Origin of the sequence: Enterobacter cloacae complex sp. 2015409, from assembly GCF_041365315.1 — a bacterium.
Taxonomy (GTDB): domain Bacteria; phylum Pseudomonadota; class Gammaproteobacteria; order Enterobacterales; family Enterobacteriaceae; genus Enterobacter; species Enterobacter pseudoroggenkampii.
In genome coordinates, this window is record NZ_JBFTVM010000001.1 from 1,070,444 (window position 1) to 1,089,802 (window position 19,359).

At 55.5% G+C, this 19,359-nt stretch carries 17 protein-coding genes; 14 read left to right on the forward strand and 3 right to left on the reverse strand.

Features of this window, described 5'->3' with window-relative positions; all coding sequences use genetic code 11:
- Positions 1-110 precede the first annotated feature (110 nt).
- The 12 genes from ACDO57_RS05095 (at position 111) to ACDO57_RS05150 (ending at position 13,396) form a co-directional block, all read left to right on the forward strand.
- Positions 111-1,199, forward strand: coding sequence for a 4-oxalomesaconate tautomerase (locus ACDO57_RS05095; protein ID WP_370883604.1), 1,089 nt, complete (start codon positions 111-113; stop codon positions 1,197-1,199).
- Positions 1,200-1,272: 73 nt separating this feature from the next.
- The gene (locus ACDO57_RS05100) at positions 1,273-2,517 is read left to right on the forward strand and encodes an MFS transporter (protein ID WP_032647424.1); all 1,245 of its coding nucleotides are present in this window, start codon (positions 1,273-1,275) and stop codon (positions 2,515-2,517) included.
- A 71-nt stretch (positions 2,518-2,588) separates the two neighbouring features.
- Complete coding sequence (locus ACDO57_RS05105) at positions 2,589-3,452, forward strand: fumarylacetoacetate hydrolase family protein (protein WP_370883605.1); 864 nt, start codon at positions 2,589-2,591, stop codon at positions 3,450-3,452.
- Between the two features lie 18 nt (positions 3,453-3,470).
- The gene (gene citC / locus ACDO57_RS05110) at positions 3,471-4,538 is read left to right on the forward strand and encodes a [citrate (pro-3S)-lyase] ligase (protein ID WP_370883606.1); all 1,068 of its coding nucleotides are present in this window, start codon (positions 3,471-3,473) and stop codon (positions 4,536-4,538) included.
- A gap of 24 nt (positions 4,539-4,562) precedes the next feature.
- Positions 4,563-4,853: a citrate lyase acyl carrier protein gene (gene citD, locus ACDO57_RS05115; RefSeq protein WP_370883607.1), complete on the forward strand. Its 291-nt coding sequence runs from the start codon at positions 4,563-4,565 to the stop codon at positions 4,851-4,853.
- A complete protein-coding gene (gene citE, locus ACDO57_RS05120; protein WP_370883608.1) occupies positions 4,853-5,728 on the forward strand; it encodes a citrate (pro-3S)-lyase subunit beta in 876 nt (291 codons plus the stop codon). Before citD ends, citE begins: the two co-directional genes overlap by 1 nt.
- Positions 5,729-5,756: 28 nt before the next feature.
- Positions 5,757-7,277 (forward strand): citrate lyase subunit alpha, encoded by a 1,521-nt coding sequence (gene citF, locus ACDO57_RS05125; protein WP_370883609.1) that lies wholly within the window; start codon positions 5,757-5,759, stop codon positions 7,275-7,277.
- Between the two features lie 5 nt (positions 7,278-7,282).
- Complete coding sequence (citX, locus tag ACDO57_RS05130; RefSeq protein ID WP_370883610.1) at positions 7,283-7,822, forward strand: citrate lyase holo-[acyl-carrier protein] synthase; 540 nt, start codon at positions 7,283-7,285, stop codon at positions 7,820-7,822.
- On the forward strand, positions 7,797-8,672 hold the full coding sequence (gene citG, locus ACDO57_RS05135; protein WP_370883611.1) for a triphosphoribosyl-dephospho-CoA synthase CitG: 876 nt from the start codon (positions 7,797-7,799) through the stop codon (positions 8,670-8,672). The genes citX and citG overlap by 26 nt, the downstream gene beginning before the upstream one ends.
- Before the next feature lie 27 nt (positions 8,673-8,699).
- Entirely contained in the window at positions 8,700-9,248 is a 549-nt protein-coding gene (locus ACDO57_RS05140; RefSeq protein WP_370883612.1) for an RBBP9/YdeN family alpha/beta hydrolase, read from the forward strand.
- 17 nt (positions 9,249-9,265) lie between these two features.
- Entirely contained in the window at positions 9,266-11,860 is a 2,595-nt protein-coding gene (acnB, locus tag ACDO57_RS05145) for a bifunctional aconitate hydratase 2/2-methylisocitrate dehydratase (protein WP_370883613.1), read from the forward strand.
- Between the two features lie 96 nt (positions 11,861-11,956).
- A complete protein-coding gene (locus tag ACDO57_RS05150) occupies positions 11,957-13,396 on the forward strand; it encodes an anion permease (RefSeq protein ID WP_370883614.1) in 1,440 nt (479 codons plus the stop codon).
- A gap of 57 nt (positions 13,397-13,453) precedes the next feature.
- Here the strand turns inward: ACDO57_RS05150 and ACDO57_RS05155 are convergent, their stop codons facing one another.
- Positions 13,454-14,047 (reverse strand): TetR family transcriptional regulator, encoded by a 594-nt coding sequence (locus ACDO57_RS05155; protein ID WP_370883615.1) that lies wholly within the window; start codon positions 14,045-14,047, stop codon positions 13,454-13,456.
- A gap of 116 nt (positions 14,048-14,163) precedes the next feature.
- Here ACDO57_RS05155 and ACDO57_RS05160 point away from each other — a divergent pair, with 116 nt between their 5' ends.
- Together ACDO57_RS05160 and ACDO57_RS05165 are read left to right on the forward strand one after the other, a co-directional pair.
- Positions 14,164-15,651, forward strand: coding sequence for an MFS transporter (locus ACDO57_RS05160; protein ID WP_370883616.1), 1,488 nt, complete (start codon positions 14,164-14,166; stop codon positions 15,649-15,651).
- Between the two features lie 77 nt (positions 15,652-15,728).
- Positions 15,729-17,612 (forward strand): potassium transporter Kup, encoded by a 1,884-nt coding sequence (locus tag ACDO57_RS05165; RefSeq protein WP_370883617.1) that lies wholly within the window; start codon positions 15,729-15,731, stop codon positions 17,610-17,612.
- Positions 17,613-17,648: 36 nt separating this feature from the next.
- Here ACDO57_RS05165 and ACDO57_RS05170 read toward each other — a convergent pair whose 3' ends face one another.
- Positions 17,649-18,875, reverse strand: a complete 1,227-nt coding sequence (locus tag ACDO57_RS05170) for a Zn-dependent hydrolase (RefSeq protein WP_370883618.1) — start codon at positions 18,873-18,875, stop codon at positions 17,649-17,651.
- Positions 18,872-19,354 carry an L-2-amino-thiazoline-4-carboxylic acid hydrolase gene (locus tag ACDO57_RS05175; RefSeq protein ID WP_023619185.1) on the reverse strand — a complete coding sequence of 161 codons (483 nt, stop codon included), beginning with the start codon at positions 19,352-19,354 and terminating at the stop codon, positions 18,872-18,874. The genes ACDO57_RS05170 and ACDO57_RS05175 overlap by 4 nt, the downstream gene beginning before the upstream one ends.
- Positions 19,355-19,359 lie beyond the last annotated feature (5 nt).

Sequence of the window (19,359 nt, forward strand, 5' to 3'; positions counted from 1 at the left end):
GGCTATTAATACGCAAAGCGTATTAATCCTGCTTTTTTCGACATTAGAGTTATCAACAGGAGTGTGAAAACCTAATTGCGTTCCTGATAAACGCGAAATGAGAAAAAGACATGTTAAAGATCCCTTGCGTATTAATGCGTGGCGGTACCTCAAAAGGCCCGCTCATTCTGGCCAGCGACCTGCCAGCGGAAACCGAAGCGCGTGATGCAGTTTTACTCAGCCTGATGGGCGCTGGGCATGAACTCGAAATTGACGGTATTGGCGGGGGAAGTCCGCAAACCAGTAAGGTGGCGATCGTCAGTCCGTCCGACAGTCCGGACGCGGATGTGGATTATCTGTTCGCACAAGTGATGGTGAACGAACGTCGCGTTGATACCACGCCGAACTGCGGCAATATGCTCTGTGCCGTGGGCCCCTTTGCCATTGAAAAGGGACTGGTAAAGGCGCAAAGCCCGGTGACGACGGTGCGTATCCGCAATCTGAACACCGGAACGCTGGTCGATGCCGAAGTACAAACGCCTGAGTATCGCGTCGTTTATGAAGGCGAAACTCAAATCGACGGTGTCCCGGGTACTGCGGCACCGATAGGCTTAACCTTCCTGAATTCTGCGGGTTCCAAAACGGGAAAACTGCTGCCGACCGGTAGCGTGACAAACGTGTTCGACGGTATTGAAGCCACCTGCATTGATATGGCGATGCCGATGGTTTTGATTGACGCGTCGGCGCTGGGCAAAACAGGTGGGGAGTCACCTGCAGAATTAGATGGCGATAGGGGGTTTAAGGAAAGGCTGGAGAACCTGCGCCGTCAGGCTGGCGAGGCGATGGGCTTAGGGGATGTATCCAACAAAGTGATCCCTAAACCGGTTCTTCTTAGCCGGGCGCGTAACGGCGGAACGCTTCAGGTGCGTTATTTCATGCCGCATACCTGCCATAAATCACTGGCGATTACCGGCTCGATTGGTATTTCGACCGCGACGCTTATTGAAGGCTCCGTCGCCGCGAAAATTGTTGCCGATCGTCCAAAGGAACGTTTTACCAACATTATCGATATTGAACACCCAAGTGGAAAAATATCGGTGTCATTGCTAAGAGAGGATGACAATATCGAAAATACCCGTGCAGCGGTTATTCGAACTTCACGAAAGTTATTTGAAGGTGTTGTTTGTGTACCTGAAAAAATGCTCTCTGAAGTTGATTGAATAAAGTCTCAAATAAAAAATTAACCATCTTAAATAATACATTCTGTACCTTAACTATAATACTGAGGTTATTATGGCGTTAACGCATGCTAACAATACCCTGAAAGCACCCGATCCGGCAAAAGCAAGCGCAAATATTCGCGTGATTCTGGCCCTGGCTTTATCCGGGCTTGCGGAACTGGCTTCGTTGTTTTTTATCCAACCACTGCTCCCGATGCTTGCTGTGGAATATAATGTCCCGGTCAGCCAGGTGAGTATTATCTTATCCGCAGAAACGGCATTGCTGGCAATTGGACTGCTGTTTACCGGAACATTATCCGATCACTATGGCAGGAAGCGGTTAATTATTGTCTCTCTCCTGTTGGGCGGCATTCTGACGCTGCTCTGCCCGCTGGTTCAATCCTGGGCAATGCTGGTGGCGCTGCGTGCGGTGATTGGTCTGGCACTGAGCGGCATCGCTGCGGCAGCAACGGCCTATATCAGCGAAGAGGTCGCACCGGTGGCGGCAGGCATCGTGACGGGATACTTTGTTTTCGGTAACTCAATGGGCGGCATGTCCGGGCGTATTGTGGCTAGCCAGCTGATCGACCACGTTTCAATCAATGTGATCTTCTACGGGTTTGCGGTCAGTCTGATTGCAGTTGCCATTCTGGTGAAGTTCCTGCTGCCGGAATCGAAAAACTTTACGCCTACGCAGAACCTTAACGTTATGCGTATGGTGAAAGGGGCGGCATCGCATTTCAAAAACAAAAATCTGGCCCTGGCGTTTGTCATCAGCTTCATTATTTTCGGCGCATTTACATCACTGTATAACTATCTGGCCTTCTTCCTGAAAGGCGAGCCGTTCCATATTTCACCGGCAAACGCGGGTCTGCTTTCCTTTAGCTTCGCCCTGAGTTTCTTTACGGCGCCACAGGCTGGTCGCTTATCGGCGAAATATGGCGCAATGAAAGTCTTGCGTGTGCTGTTCCTGGTGATGGCCTTAGGGATGCTGCTGACGCTGACGTCGAATGTCGTCACCTTTATTGTTGGTGCTGTGATTTTTACCGGCTGTTTCTTCGGCTGCCATTCTATCGGTTTAAGCTGGGTCAGTAAAAATGCCACGCACGCAAGAGGCCAGGCCGTCGCGCTCTATTTATTCTTCTACTACATGGGCGGTTCGGTGATTGGTTTTATCAACGGTTTTGTCTTCCATTCAATGGGCTGGCAAGGAATGACTGGATTTATTCTGGCATTACTTGGCGTTGGCGTAGTCGTGGCTACGTATCTGGCATCCGGTAATAAGCAGGTACTGGTTCCAGCGCAGTCAGCAGAGTAAATAGCATGACAATGTGTTCACGCCCTGGGGTGTGAACACAGAACGAGTACGAATATCAATCAGGTATCATTATGAAATTAGCAAGTTATATTCATCAGGGCCGCAAAAGCTACGGGATTTATACGCAACACGGCATTATCGATTTGGGTAATAAAATCGGCCATCAATATGCGACATTGAAAGATCTCCTTCAATGGGATGCGGTCGAGGTTGCCAGACAATATCACGATTACCCTGTGGATATTATGCCTGAAGACATTACCTTCCTGCCCGTTATAGAAGAGCCTGGAAAAATTTTCTGCGTGGGAATGAATTACGCTGAAAAAAGAAAAGAGTTTGCTGAGACGAATAATGCGCCGACGCTCTTTATTCGTTTTCCAGACTCGCAAACGGGCCACGCGCGCCCAGTCATGAAACCGGTTCTCTCAAGTGAATTCGATTACGAAGGTGAGCTGGCTGTCATTATCGGCAAGTCTGGCAGCGGCATTGACGCTAAAGAAGCGCTCGGCCATGTCGCGGGCTACAGCTGCTATATGGACGGCTCCGTCCGCGACTGGCAGCACGCCTGGTTCACCGCCGGTAAAAACTGGAAGCAGACCGGCGCCTTCGGCCCCTATATGACCACGGCGGATGAGATCCCCGATCCTCACGCGTTGACCATCCACACCTGGCTGAACGGCATGCTGGTTCAGAATGATTCCACCGGCAGCATGATCCACAAAGTCGCGGATCTCATCGCCTATATCAGTACGTTCACCTCCCTCAGCGCCGGGGACGTCATTATCACCGGCTCGCCTGGTGGCGTCGGGAAAAAACGTAATCCGCCTCTGTTTATGCGCGATGGCGATTGCGTCGAAGTCGAAATCGAAAACATTGGCCGACTGATGAACACCATCGTGGAAGCGCAACCCCAGCAGCAAGAATTGACCGTTTAAACGCTCAGGAGAGAGACGATGTACACCGCCACAGCGCCAGAATTTGAGGTGATTAACGCCGGTAACGCGAAGGCCAGAGAGGAGGTTGCCTGTTTTCTGGCCCGCAACGGTTTAGGCATTGATAACGATATCGAGCAATTTATCGTTGCGCGCGATCGGCGTCAGCTTGTCGCCTGTACCGGCATTGCGGGTAACACGCTAAAGTGCATTGCCGTGGATGCCGTGTGGCGGGGCACGTCGTTAAGCCTGACGTTAATTCATGAGGCCGAGCTTCTGGCGGCACAAAACGGCGAACATCAGCTCTTTCTTTTTACCTGCCCGGATAACGTAAAATCGTTTCGCGGATGCGGGTTTTACCCGCTGGTGACAGTCGAGAATTGTGCGGCATTAATGGAGAATACGCCGGTCGGTATTCATCGTTACTGCAGCCAGCTGCGTCGCCATCATTTCGTGCCGGGGCAAAACATTGGCGCGATCGTGATGAACGCCAATCCTTTCACCCTGGGCCATCAATATCTGATCGAGCATGCGGCACGCCAGTGCGACTGGCTGCATGTTTTCGTTGTTCAGGAAGATGTCTCCGCTTTTTCGTTTAAAGAACGGTTTGCGATGGTCAGGAACGGATCGCAGCATCTCCCTAATGTCACGGTTCATCCGGGGTCTGCGTATATTATTTCCCGCGGCACATTCCCGGGCTATTTCCTGAAGGATAAGCAGGTTATTGATAAAGCCTACGCTGCCATTGATCTCATGCTTTTCAGAAATTACATCGCCCCCGCGCTGAATATTAACCATCGTTTTGTCGGTACCGAACCGTTTTGCCTGTTAACCGCGGAGTATAACCGGGCGATGCATCGCTGGCTGGAAGATGAAACGAGTACGGTGGCCCGTATTAGTGTGCACGAAATAGAAAGAAAAACGGATGGCAATAATGTTCCGGTGTCGGCTTCAGCCGTTCGTCGTTTATTGAATGAAAACAAAATCTCTGCCGCCAGCCGTATGGTGCCGGCCACCACGCACGCGTTTCTGAATAAAGAGGTACAGCATCAGCCTTGTTTATCCGAACCGATGTCGGCAGCGGTTTAACCGCATGATCACAGGAAAATTGATATGAAAATTGTGCAAGCCGCAATGGCGGGGACGCTGGAGTCCAGCGACCTGATGGTGAAGGTGAGTCCCGTCGAGAGCGGGCTGGATGTGGTCATCCAGAGCGAAGTGTATAAGCAATTTGGCGAACGTATTGCAGAGGTTGTCAATGACACCCTGGCTTCGTTCAACATCGAGCAGGGGCTGATCGTCGTTGATGATAAAGGCGCGCTGGATTGCGTGATCCGCGCCCGCGTGCAGGCTGCTCTGCTCAGAGGAATGGCCCGGGAAGACATTACATGGGAAACGTTATAATGAAAAAGTTACGCCGCAGTATGTTATTTATTCCCGGTTCAAGTGCCGCCATGCTTTCGACGGCATTTATCTATAAACCCGACTCCATTATGTTTGATCTGGAAGATGCCGTCGCGTTAAAAGAAAAAGACAGCGCCCGCCTTCTGGTATTTCATGCCCTGCAACATCCTATGTACAACGATATTGAAACCGTTGTCAGAATTAATCCTTTGAATACGCCTTTTGGATTAAAAGATCTCGAAGCCGCCGTCAGGGCGGGTGTCGATGTCATTCGTTTACCCAAAACCGACTCCCCGGAAGATATTCATCAGCTCGAACGTGAAATCGTCCGCATCGAAGAAACCTGTGGACGTCCCGTTGGCTCAACCAAATTAATGGCGGCGATAGAATCTGCCGTGGGCGTGATTAACGCTGTCGCCATTGCGAAATCCTCCGGCCGCTTAATGGGTATTGCGCTGGCCGCCTTTGACTACGTGATGGATATGCAAACCGAGCGGGGCGATGGGACAGAGCTCTTCTATGCCCGGTGCGCCGTATTACATGCCGCGCGCGGGGCCGGTATTGACGCCTTCGATGTGGTATACGCCGATGTGAATGATGAGGCCGGTTTCCTGAAAGAAGTGGATCTCATCCGCCGGATGGGCTTCAACGGAAAATCACTGATTAATCCGCGCCAAATTGAAATTCTTCATAACGCCTACGCGCCAACGCAGGAAGAGGTGGACTACGCCGAGCGCGTGATTGCCGCCGCAGAGGAGGGGGAACGCAACGGACTGGGGGTGATTTCGCTGAACGGCAAAATGATCGATGCGCCAATCATCAACCATGCCCGCGTGGTGATCGAACGCAAAAATGCCTCCGGCATTCGTCAGTAATCCCCTATTGCAAGCGACAGGATGAACAATGAAAAACCTAACTGAAACCCTGCATCACATTCCTGGCTCTCGCCGTGAATACGTCGCCTTCAGCGGCGCTAACGCGACGACGCCTTATCTTGCTGACAGCCAGCAAAAGTCACAGCGCAAACTGTTTGCCAGCGTGGACGAGGTGCTGGCCCGCTGCGATCTGCATGACGGCATGACCGTGTCTTTCCATCACGCCTTCCGCGAAGGGGATAAGGTTATCAATTACGTGATGGACAAACTGGCTCAGCGCGGCCTGAAAGGTATCACGCTCGCGTCCAGCTCATTAATGTCCTGCAATACGCCGCTTATAGATCACATACGCAATGGCGTGATCGGCAAAATCTACACCTCCGGGATGCGCGGCGAACTGGCAGATGCGATTTCACACGGGCTGATGGACGAGCCGGTACAAATCCACTCCCACGGCGGGCGGGTAAATTTGATTCAGAAGGGCGAAATCGCCATTGATGTCGCGTTTCTGGCTGTCTCGTGCAGCGACGAATATGGCAATGCCAGCGGCAACGGCGGCACATCGCAGTGCGGCTCTCTCGGCTATGCGATGGTCGACGCAAAATATGCCAGAAAGGTGGTTTTGCTTACCGAAACCCTGAAGCCGTTCCCCAACCTGCCAGCCAGTATTATTCAGGATCAGGTTGACTATGTGGTGCAGATTGAGAGCGTCGGTGACCCGGCAAAAATCAGCGTAGGTGCCGCCAGGGTCACCAGTAATCCGCGCGAGCTGATGATTGCCCGCTCTGCTGCCGACGTTATCGAACACTCCGGCTATTTCCGCAACGGCTTTTCGATTCAGACCGGTTCAGGGGCGGCGTCAACCGCCTGTACACGGTTTATGGAAACCCGGATGCGCAAATACAATATCGTTGCCCGCTTCGCGCTCGGCGGAATCACCGGCAGCATTGTCGATCTGCATCAGAAAGGATTAATTGAGAAGATCCTCGATACGCAAAGCTTTGACGGCGCGGCGGCAGCCTCTATGGCGGTCAATCCCGAACACGTGGAAATCTCCACCAACGTCTATGCGAACCCGGCTGCAAAAGCTGCCTGCTGCGACAGGGTGGACGTGGTCATCCTCAGCGCGCTGGAGGTGGACACCCAGTTCAACGTCAATGTCCTGACCGGCTCCGACGGCGTGATGCGCGGTGCGTCGGGCGGACACTGCGACGTCGCCGCGGCGGCCAATCTCACCATCGTGGTTGCCCCGCTGATCCGCAGCCGCATTCCTACCGTTGTCAGACAGGTCACGACTCTGGTGACGCCGGGTGAAAGTATTGACGTTTTGGTTACCGATCACGGTATTGCCGTGAACCCGGCGCGCCCGGAAATTCGCGAACGCCTGATTAACGCCGGGCTGGCCGTCGTAGACATCGACGCTCTGTATCAAAAGGCGCTGCTCATCTCGGGTGAACCCAAGCCTGTCGAGTTCACTGACCGGATCGTCGGCGTGGTGCGTTACCGCGACGGGAGCGTGATAGACGTGGTTCGCCAGGTGAAGGAGTAATCCTCATGACGGATAAAGCCTCGAACGTGAAAGTCACTGTGGAACAGGTGTTGAGCGCGAGAGAACAGCGAGCCCGTCGCCAGCAGGCGTGGCTGTTTCAGTCCGAACATACGGTTGTATCCGTCACGCTGGTCTGGCCGGGGGAGGTGAAGGATACCGACCTGACCAGACGGGTGATGGCCGTCGCGAATCAGGCCCTCGGCGAGGTATTCCGCACGCATCAGTGGACGGTCTGTCGGCATCAGATCCTGCAGCCGGTCACGGGGCCAGAAGCGCTCTGGTCGGTGTCGGCACCCGCGTGGATGATAAAACACGTCACGGCGCATCTGGAAGATAACCATCCTCTGGGACGCCTGTGGGACATCGACGTGTTTTGTCCGAAGACGGGACTGTTAAAAAGAAACGCCATCCAGCAGCCGATGCGCCGATGCTTTATCTGTCATGAACCGGCCCATGTTTGCTCGCGTGCGCGGCGTCATTTGCAGGCCGAACTCACGCGCGTAATCGAGGCGTTAACCGATGACTACTTCGCTTGCCAGATGTAATGCGCCAGGGGTTCAGCGCACTTTCGCTGAGCTGGCTACCGAGGCCATGTATCGGGAAATTCGCTTAACCCCGAAGCCGGGTCTGGTGGATCGCGTAAACAGCGGGGCGCATTGCGACATGGATTTTGCGCTTTTCATAACGAGTATCGCGGCGATTGCGCCCTGGTTCTCGACGTTCTTTAACGTTGGCAGAGAGACGGCTCATCTTACTGGCCCGCAAACGCTGCGGGCCATAAGACCGACCGGTCTGGCCTGCGAGCAGGCGATGTTTGACGCCACCGGCGGGGTGAATACCCATAAAGGCGGGATCTTCTCTCTGGGGCTGCTGTGTGCCGCGGCGGGACGTCTGACGCAAAGGGATGAAACGCTTACGCAGCGCAGCTTATGCCGTGAGACCCGCATTATCTGTACCGGCATCCTTGAACAGGAACTGAAAACGACCGGCATCGCCAGAACGAAGGGCGAGCAGCAGTTCCAGACATACGGGTTTACCGGGGCGAGAGGGGAAGCGGCCAGCGGTTTTATCACCGTTCGCCAGGCGGGTCTCCCGCACCTGCGCACCGCGTCAGGTCAGGGCGAATCCGAAGACGTGGCACTCTTAAGGATGCTGCTGGGTTTGATGGCGGCGAATCCGGATACCAATCTGGTTTCCCGTGGGGGAATAGAAGGGCTGAACTACGCCAGACGCTATGCGAGGCGGTTATTAAAAATAAGACGTCTCCCGGCGGATAAGTTGGTTAACGCGCTGCTCAAAATGGATGCGGAATTTATCAAACGCAATTTAAGCCCCGGCGGTAGCGCCGATCTTATTTCCGTTGGCTGGCTATTGTCGCAATTTCCACCCGAGTAATCGCGAATAGCGTAACAGGAAAACGTCATGATTGAACAACGCCTGCAGCAGCTCAGTAAGGGCTATACCCTTGTTCTGGTCCCGGGTCTCAGAGACAGCGATGAACATCACTGGCAAAGCTGCTGGGGGCGGCGTTTTCCCTTCTGGAAACGGATCCAGCAGAAAAACTGGTTTGAGCCCGATATCGAAAACTGGGTCTCCGCCATTACCCGCGAGCTGGCAATATGCCCGCTGCCCGCCATCCTCGTCGGCCACAGCTTTGGCGCGCTGGCGTCATGTCGGCTGCTGCAAACGCGGCGGGTAAACGTCGCCGGGGTAGTGATGGTCGCACCGGCTGAACCCGCTTTTTTCGGCCTCGAAGAGGCCATTCAACCAACGCCATTACCCGTCCCCTGCATGATATTTGCCAGCCGAAACGATCCTCTGATGCCTTTTGCTCGCGCTCACTACTGGGCAACGTGCTGGCGCGGCCATCTCATCGATATCGGTGAGGCCGGACATATTAATTCTGAGTCCGGTTTTGGCGAATGGCCTTACGGACTCGAACGATTAACCGAATTTTGTGAACAACTTTAGCTTTAACAGGAGAACCTATGTTAGATGATTATCATCAGCACCAGAAAGCGCGCGCTGAATCGGGTATTCCGGCGAAACCGTTAACAGCGGAACAAACCGATGCACTTATTTATCGTTTAATAAATGATGCACCCGCGCATCATTCGCTATTAATCGATTTATTAACCCACAGCGTCCCGCCGGGCGTCGATCCTGCGGCAAAGCTCAAAGCCGATTTTTTATTCAAGGTGGCATTGCAGGAATACCGTGTTAACGGGCTTTCTCCTGAAGCGGCTACGACGCTGCTGGGGTCCATGCAGGGGGGCTATAACGTCCAGCCGCTGATTGAGCTCCTTGACCATCCGAACCTGGCATCGCTGGCCGCTGAGCAGCTCTCTTCTACCATCCTGATCTTTGAAAAATTCAGCCAGGTGGAAGCCAAAGCGAAGAGCGGCAACGTCCGGGCAAAAGAAGTGCTTCATTCCTGGGCAAATGCCGAGTGGTTCATGCACCGCCCGGCCATGCCTGAAAAAATTACCCTGAAGGTGTTTAAGGTTCCCGGTGAGACCAATACCGACGATTTGTCTCCGGCACCGGAGGCGTGGTCACGTCCTGATATTCCGCTGCACGCACTCTCCATGCTCAGTAACGTCAGGGAAGGGGTAGCACCTGATGAACCCGGCGTACGTGGCCCTTTGCACCAGCTGGCAGAACTCAAAGCGTCGGGCTGGCCGCTGGTGTACGTCGGTGACGTCGTGGGGACAGGATCCTCACGTAAATCCGCCACCAACTCCATCCTTTGGCACATCGGGAACAATATTCCGTACGTGCCGAATAAACGTAACGGCGGGTTTGTGTTTGGCGGCAAAATCGCGCCCATTTTCTTCAACACGCTGGAAGATTCCGGTGCGCTGCCAATAGAGATGGATGTCTCCGCGCTGACGACCGGGATGCTGATCGATCTTTACCCGTACAAGGGCGAAATTCGTGAGACAGAAAGCCAGCGGCTGGTGACGACCTTTACCCTTAAAACCGAAGTGCTGCTGGACGAAGTACGCGCCGGCGGGCGGATCCCGTTGATTATCGGACGCAGCCTGACCGCGAAAGCGCGGGAATCGCTGAAGCTTGGGCCTTCCGCGGTATTCCGCACGCCCGCTTTGCCTGCGCCATCCGAAACCGGCTTTACGCTGGCGCAGAAAATGGTGGGTAAAGCCTGCGGCGTAGCGGGGATCCGTCCAGGGCAATACTGCGAGCCGAAAATCACTACCGTCGGTTCTCAGGACACCACCGGCGGAATGACGCGCGACGAGCTGACCGACCTGGCCTGCCTCACGTTTTCAGCTGACCTGGTGATGCAGTCTTTCTGCCACACCTCTGCGTACCCTAAGCCGGTAGATGTCCAGCTCCATGAAACCCTGCCGCAGTTTATCACCCGCCGGAATGGGGTGGCGCTTAAGCCGGGCGACGGCATTATCCACTCATGGCTTAACCGCATGCTGCTGCCGGATACGGTAGGCACGGGTGCCGACTCCCATACCCGCTTCCCGCTGGGGATCTCCTTCCCGGGCGGCTCCGGGCTGGTGGCGTTCGCCGCCGCAACCGGCATTATGCCGCTGGATATGCCTGAATCGGTGCTTGTGCGCTTTAAGGGCGAGATGCAGAAAGGGATCACCCTGCGCGACCTGGTGCATGCCATTCCGCTCTACGCCAGAAAGCAGGGGCTGCTGACGGTCGAGAAAAAGAATAAGCGCAACGTTTTCTCGGGCCGGATCCTCGAAATTGAAGGCCTGGAAACATTAAGCGCAGAGCAGGCGTTTGAACTGGCTGACGCCTCCGCCGAACGCTCCGCTGCCGCGTGCGTTATGCGCCTGGCGGAAGAGAATGTCGCGCAATATCTGCGCTCCAATGCGGCTCTTCTGCGCTGGATGGTTAAGCAGGGGTATCAGAACGCCGCCACGCTTGAACGACGCATTGCTGAAATCGAGGCGTGGCTGGCTAACCCGTCGCTGCTCCGCGCCGATCCTGACGCGGAATATGCGGCAGTCATTGAGATCGATCTCAATGACATCACCGAGCCGGTGGTCTGCGCCCCGAACGATCCGGACGATGCCCGGCTACTTTCGGAGGTTGCCAGCACTCCTGTTGAAGAGGTCTTCATAGGCTCCTGCATGACAAATATCGGTCACTTCCGCGCTGCGGGTGAAATCATGGCTGGTGGCAGCGAAAGCCAGGCGCGTTTGTGGCTCGCACCGCCGACAAAAATGGATGCACAACAGCTCTCCCGCGAGGGCTATTTTAATCAGTTTATTAAAGCGGGGGCGAGAATCGAGCCTGCGGGCTGTTCCCTGTGCATGGGGAACCAGGCGAGGGTGCGTGAAGGGAGCAACGTAGTATCGACGTCCACCCGAAATTTCCCGCATCGTTTGGGAACGAATGCGAAAGTGTTCCTTGCCTCAGCTGAATTAAGCACCGTCGCGGCCATGCTCGGGAAAATGCCAACCGTGGAAGAATATTTTATCTATACGGATAAACTTCACGATGCGCATGAAAATATCTATCGCCATCTCAGTTTTGATGCTTTGACCGAATATCAGTCCAGGGAAGGTGATAATATCAATATTGTTAGTGTGTAATTCTAAGTTATTTATTTGATAAATGTATTTAATCGGTGGAGGCTTCTCTCAGGAGCGGCCTCCGCTATTCAGGGACCCTTTTCTCATGGGTGAGATATGCTTAACTCCAATGTTTTAAAAACAATCTTACTTGCCGCAATAATATTATTATCAATATTTATTCCTCCGCCTGATGGATTAACCAAAGAGGCGTGGATACTGGCAGGCATATATCTGTCCGCTATCGTTGGGCTGGTCATTAAACCGTATCCCGAACCCGTCATTATGCTGGTCGCGGTGGCATTAACCTGTTTTACCGTAACAAAATTCCCGGATTCTCCTGTCAAATCAATGGATGTCCTGAGCGGATACGCCTCAGGTACAACCTGGCTGGTGTTTAGCGCCTTTACGCTTAGCGCGGCGTTTGTTACTACCGGTCTGGGGAAACGCCTTGCCTACTGGTTTATCCTCAAGTTTGGAAGCACGACGCTGAGGCTGGGGTATGTGACCGCCTTGCTGGATTTGGTGCTGGCGCCGGCGACCCCCTCAAATACCGCACGGGCAGGTGGCGTGGTTTTCCCTATTATTAACAGTATCGCGACGGTATTAGGCTCAACGCCAAAAGAGACGCCGTGCAAGGCTGGCCGTTATTTAATGGTCAATGTCTATATGGTGACTAAAACGACCAGCTATATGTTTTTAACGGGCTTTGCCGGAAACGCGTTAGCGCTACAGCTAATTTCCGATATCTTCCATGTTCATATTAGCTGGATAGGCTGGATGCTGGCGGGAGCACCGTTGGGGTTATTGATGCTGTGTATCATTCCCTATATTTGCTATCGCGTTGCCTCCCCGGAAATTAAAAAAATTGATAATGTCGCTATTGCTACCAGCGGCTTGCAAAGTCTCGGGGCAATGAGCCTCAAAGAGAAGGGCCTGGTCGTTATTTTTATCGCTGCCTTATTGGGCTGGATCTTTTCTCGTCAGCTTGGGCTCAATGAATCCGCCGTCGCCATTATCGCAATGGGCGCGGCGCTGCTGTTTAATATTATCGGCTGGAGCGACGTACAGAAAAACAAAGGCGGCTGGAATACCCTGATGTGGTACGGGGGCATCATCGGTCTGAGCGCCACCCTGAGCAAGGAGGGATTTTTCCGCTGGCTGGCGGATTTCCTGTCAGCGCATCTCGATTTTCTCAGCGCGGGGAATATGACCATCGTTATTATCGTGTTTCTCAGCGTGCTGGTTCGCTATTTCTTTGCCTCAGGTGGGGCGTACGTTGCGGCGATGGTGCCTGTCTTTGCCACCGTGGGGCTGGTTACCGGAACGGCACCCGTTCTGCTTGCTCTCGCCATTCTGTTTTCCAACTCCTATGGAGGTTGTATCACGCATTATGGCGGCGCAGCGGGGCCGATTATCTTCGCCGCCGGGTACAACGACATCAGGTCATGGTGGACTATCGGCACGCTCGTGGCGTTGTGCACGTTTTTAATCCACATGTTCCTCGGCATTCCCTGGTGGGGCTTTCTGATGCAGCACGGCATGCTGCAGTCTTAACGGATGAGGAGATGGTGAAACGCAGGCCGGGTAAGGCGTCGCCGCCACCCGGCAGCATCACTGCTCAGCCTGGGTAGTAAACAACTCGAGCGTAATTAATGTATCGAGATGCCTGTTAAACGCGGCCTCGTCCATTTCGGGCATGTTTAAGATATACATCCCGTCAAGACCACACACCAGACCAATCAAGCGCCAGGCAATATTTTCTGCCCGATCGCCCGGACGCAATGCCCCGGCCTTCGTTCCTGCTTTGATTAGCGCCACCGTTTCCTGATGCCACATCTCCATGGTCATCACATAGGCACCCTTGATGTCAGCATCACGACTGGCAAGGATCTGGGCTTCACGCCACAGGCGAATATAGGGCTCAAACCTCCCGTCATCGCTGCCGAGCATGGCATGAAGCTGCTCCCGCCATCCGGCCTGTTTACCCGCGACATCTGCATCCAGCAGCTCGCGAATCAACCGTACGAAGGCCAGCGATTTTAACTCCCCGCCGGACGTAAAGTGATGATGCACCTGTCCGGTGGCGACTCCGGCTTCAGCCGCAACGCGGCGCACCGTCATTGCCGCCAGTCCTTCAGCCAGCGCCACGCGCATGGCGGCCTGTAAGATGGCTTCCCGCCGTTCATCCTTGCTCAGATATCGCATGTTTACTCACTCTCAATGGGAACGAAACGAGTGTAACAAAAAGCTGGACATGCGTTCAACTTTACGTAGGATCGCATCCTGGACATGTGTCCATGTTTTAAAAGAAAAGGAAATTTATGTTTCGTCAGTGGTTAGCGTTAGTGATTATCGTGCTGGTGTATATCCCGGTGGCGATCGACGCGACGGTGCTGCACGTGGCGGCGCCGACATTGAGCATGACGCTGGGTGCCAGCGGCAATGAATTGCTGTGGATCATCGATATTTACTCGCTGGTTATGGCGGGTATGGTGCTGCCGATGGGCGCCCTGGGTGACCGTATCGGTTTTAAACGATTGCTCATGATTGGCAGCACGCTGTTTGGCCTGTCGTCGCTGGCGGCAGCGTTTGCCCCGTCAGCAGGGTGGCTGATTGCGGCGCGCGCCTCGCTGGCAATTGGTGCGGCGATGATTATTCCGGCTACGCTGGCTGGGATCCGTACGCTGTTTATCGACGCACGAGATCGTAATATTGCGCTCGGCGTCTGGGCGGCGGTCGGTTCCGGTGGAGCGGCGTTTGGCCCGTTGATTGGCGGTATGCTGCTTGAGCATTTTTACTGGGGATCGGTGTTTTTAATTAACGTGCCGATTGTGCTGGTGGTGGTTTCGCTGGCCGCGCGTTTTGTGCCTCCTCAGCACGGCCGCCCGGAGCAGCCGCTGAATATTAGCCATGCCATTATGCTGATTGTGGCGATTTTACTGCTGGTCTACAGTGCGAAAACAGCCCTGAAAGGCGCGCTGTCACCGTGGATAGTCGCGTCCGCGCTGATTATCGGCTCGGTACTGCTGTTTATCTTCGTGCGTATTCAGCTCCACGCTCGCGTACCGATGATCGACATGCGTCTGTTCTGCCATCGCATCATTTTGAGCGGCGTGGTGATGGCGATGACCGCCATGATTGCCCTGGTCGGGTTTGAGCTGCTGATGGCCCAGGAGCTGCAGTTTGTTCACGGCTTTACGCCGTTTGAAGCGGGCATGTTCATGCTGCCGGTGATGGTCGCCAGCGGGTTCAGCGGGCCGATCGCAGGCGTGCTGGTTGGGCGATTAGGGCTACGTATCGTCGCGGCCGGCGGCATGGGGCTCAGCGCCGTCAGCTTTATCGGGCTGTCGATGCTCGACTTCAGCACACAGCAGTGGCAGGCGTGGGGGCTGATGGTGCTGCTCGGCTTCAGTGCCGCCAGCGCGCTGCTGGCCTCGACCTCGGCAATTATGGCGGCCGCGCCGAAGGAGAAAGCCGCCGCCGCGGGAGCAATTGAAACCATGTCCTATGAACTGGGCGCCGGGCTGGGGATCGCCATTTTTGGTCTGCTGTTGACCCGCAGCTTCTCGGCGTCGATTGACCTGCCGCAAGGGCTGAATGCCTCGCTCGTCGATAAAGCCTCGTCATCCATTGGTGAGGCGATGAAGGTGGCGCAGGATCTGACCCCGACGCTGGCGGAATCGGTGATTGAGGCGGCGAAAAGCGCGTTTATCACCTCGCACAGCGTGGCGCTGGGCAGCGCGGGCGGAATGCTGCTGCTGTTGGCAGTGGGGATCTGGTTCAGCCTGGCGAAGGTCAAGCCGCAGTAATACAGGGCGCGCGGTTGGCGCGGGCGGGGCAGATGGGCTATGTTTTTTACAGGATTATCTGACTCTTGCTGGAAAATATGAGCCTTCGCCACAGCAGTGAACCGTCCCAACCGCTCTCCCGGTTAACCCTGCTTGCAGGGGGGGCGCTGGGCGTCGTTTTTGGTGATATCGGCACCAGCCCACTTTATACCTTCCGCACGGTGCTTTCGCTCTCTGAGCATGACCCTACGCCCGGCGTCATACTGGGCCTGCTCTCCCTGATCACCTGGACACTTATCCTGGTGACATCCATAAAATATGCCGCCTTCGCCATGCGAATTGATAATCATGGCGAGGGGGGCATCATGGCCTTAATGTCGCTTCTGGTGGAGAAAGGCAAAGGCGGGCGCTGGGTCATTTTTGCCGCCCTGATTGGCGCCGCGTTGATATACGGCGACGGCGCGATCACCCCGGCCATCTCCGTGCTTTCTGCCCTTGAAGGGCTGGAGCTGGTGATCCCTGAGTCCCAGCCGTACATATTACCCCTGACGGTGGCAGTGTTGCTGGCGCTGTTTCTTATCCAGCCTTTTGGTACCGCCCGCATAGGAAAAATATTTGGCCCGGTGATGGCGCTGTGGTTCCTGGCGATTGCTGCGCTGGGCGTGCGGGGGATCGTTCAGCACCCCTCGGTACTGTTGGCCCTTAATCCTGCTTACGGCATCGCATTTTTGTTTTCGAACGGGTACACCAGTTTCCTGGTCCTGGGCGGCGTTTTTCTCTGCGTGACGGGGGCCGAGGCCCTGTACGCCGACATGGGGCATTTCGGTAAAAAGCCCATCTGGTTTGCCTGGTACGGCGTCGTCTTTCCTTCGCTGCTGCTCAACTATGCTGGCCAGTCAGCGCTGATTCTGGCCGGTGCCGACAGCAAGCAAAACCTTTTCTACACGCTCTGTCCGCCTGTTCTCCAGGTTCCGCTCATCATACTTGCCGCGCTGGCGACGATCATCGCCAGTCAGGCGATTATTACCGGCGCGTTCTCCATGACGCGCCAGGCCATTCAGCTTGGCTGGTTACCCCGGTTACGCATCAAACAGACGGCGGCAGAAAGCTACGGTCAGATTTATATCGGGATAATAAACTGGCTGCTGATGGTGGTGACCATCGGGCTGGTGGTGTTCTTCAAATCCTCCGATAAGCTTGCCGCCGCGTATGGCATCGCCGTGTCGTTAACCATGCTGATGACCACGGGGCTGTTGTTTGTGGCGATGCGGGAAGTGTGGCGCTGGAGCCGGGTCAGCAGCGCGCTTATTGCCCTCTGTTTCCTGGTGATTGATGCCACCTTCTTGTTTGCCAATCTGATTAAAGTCCTGGAGGGTGGCTATATCCCGCTGCTGATGGCCGCAGCCATTTGTACGGTGATGCTAATCTGGCACCGCGGCGTTAAGGCGGTCTCCGCATCGGTGGGCGAGAAGGGCGTCAGCGTGGATGCGTTCTTTGCCCAGCTTCAGCAAAAGACGGTGCCCAGAGTGGTAGGCTCGGCCGTGTTTTTGACCCGTACACAGAACAATATCCCACCGGTCATGCGCTGGCATGTCGCGCGAAACCGGGCTCTACAGCAGGATGTGTTGTCGCTGACCATTGATATACTCAATGTGCCCTACGTCGGGGAAGAGCAGCGTATCAGGGTGGAGCAGCGCGCGCCGGGCTACTGGCACGGCGTGGCGCAATATGGCTTTATGGAACACCCGGACATTCCGCGGTTGTTACAGGGGGTCAGCGAGATTAACGCGCTTTTTGCCACGGATGATGCCACCTGGTATGTCGGGCATGAAACCATTGTGGCAGGCGAAGGCGGGGCCGGTATGGCGGCCTGGCAACGGCACATTTTTGCCTTCATGAAGCGCAACTGCACGCACGTCATCAACCACTACCACCTTCCCAGCGATCGGGTGGTTGAAATCAGCCGGCGCGTTGCCGTCTAGCGTCGCGCGAAAGCAGGGGGCTGCTTTCGCGCCGTTCTAGCTCTCCTGGGCCGCGGACAGGACGCTGTGCAACAGCACGTTCGCCCCTTTCTCGGACCACTCCGGCAGGATCCTTTCCGCTTCGTTATGGCTGACGCCCTTCACGCAGGGGATAAAGATCATGCTGGCGGGCGCAATTTTGCTCACATAGCAGGCGTCGTGTCCCGCACCGGAGACCATCTGTTTCGACGAATAGCCCAGCTCCGTCACGGCCTTCTCCGTACGAGCGAGGCATTCGGCATCAAACGCGATGGGCGCGTAGTCAAAAATGCGCTCAACGAGAGCCGACACGCCGCGCAGGCTCAGGCTTTCAGCCACCTTATGCAGCGCCGCTTCCATGGCTTCCAGAGCCGCCTGCGCCGGATGGCGAAACTCCACGCTGCATTCAACACGAGACGGCACGACGTTGCGCGAGTTTGGCGTAACCTTCGCCATACCGATCGTCGCGCGTCCGTCCGGCGCATGCCGATAGCCAATCTCTTCCACTTTCAATGCCAGCTCGGCGAAGGCGGTCAGCGCGTCACGGCGGCTGTGCATCGGCGTCGTGCCCGCGTGAGCGGCGAATCCGTCCAGCGTCAGGGTAAACCAGCGCTGGCCCATTGCCGCGCGGACTAAGCCGATATCGATGGCTTCATCTTCCAGGATCGGGCCCTGCTCGATGTGCAGTTCGTAGCAGGCGTGAACCGGAAACGCGCGGGCAGGGGTTTCACCCCGGTAGCCAATCTTATCCAGCGCTTCGCCCACGGTGATGCCATCGTTATCCGCGCGGGCATGGGCGTACGCTTCGCTAAACTGCCCCGTCCAGACCCCTGAAGCGAGCATGGCTGGCGCGAAGCGCGCGCCTTCTTCGTTGGTCCAGTTAACCAGCACGATGTCACGCTCCGTCTCAACGTGATGGTCATTGAGGGTACGCAGCAGCTCAAGCCCGGCCAGCACGCCGTAAACCCCGTCGTAGTTCCCCCCCAGCGGCTGGGTATCCACGTGTGAACCGGTCATGACCGGGGCAAGCTGCGGGTTTTTCCCCGCGCGGCGGATAAACATGTTGCCCATGCTGTCGACATCGCAGGTAAAACCGGCGTCCAGTGCCCAGTCGCGCAGCAGATTACGCGCAACACGATCTTCCTCGCTCAATGCCAGACGGGTCACGCCACCGGCGGGCGTGCCGCCGATCTGCGCCATCATCTCAAGCGTTGACCACAGCCGTTCGGCGTTGACGCGGATCATGGCTTGTCCTTGCTGCTGCGGTAGCGGAAATCACAGCACGCACCGCCCTGCATGATGGTGGTGGTGCGGGTTAGCTCAACGTCCGGCGCATAGCCAACGATGAATTTTTCATCCCGCGCGCAGGAGAGCAGATGACCAATCTCGCCCAGCCCCATTTCGTGGTACATCTCCGCGTAGCGACAGCGGGTCACGTTGTAGTTGTACTGCTGGTCGTCGGCGTCGATCACCTTCACCTCCAGCGCGTTATCTTTCTCCCACAGATACTGCAGGGCGATAAAGCTCTTGATGTTCGCGCCGTTGGGTTCTTTGCTGGCAAACGCTTTACCAGCGTCAATCGCGGCCTGCTCAATGGCCTCGCCAATCACCGCCTGGGCGCGGGCTTTCCCTATCTCGCGCACCAGGATTTCATAAATTGGCTTAATAATTTCGGCTTCAATTTTGCGGCGGGCGAGAATGCCCAGCTCGTTATTATCACTCATCACAT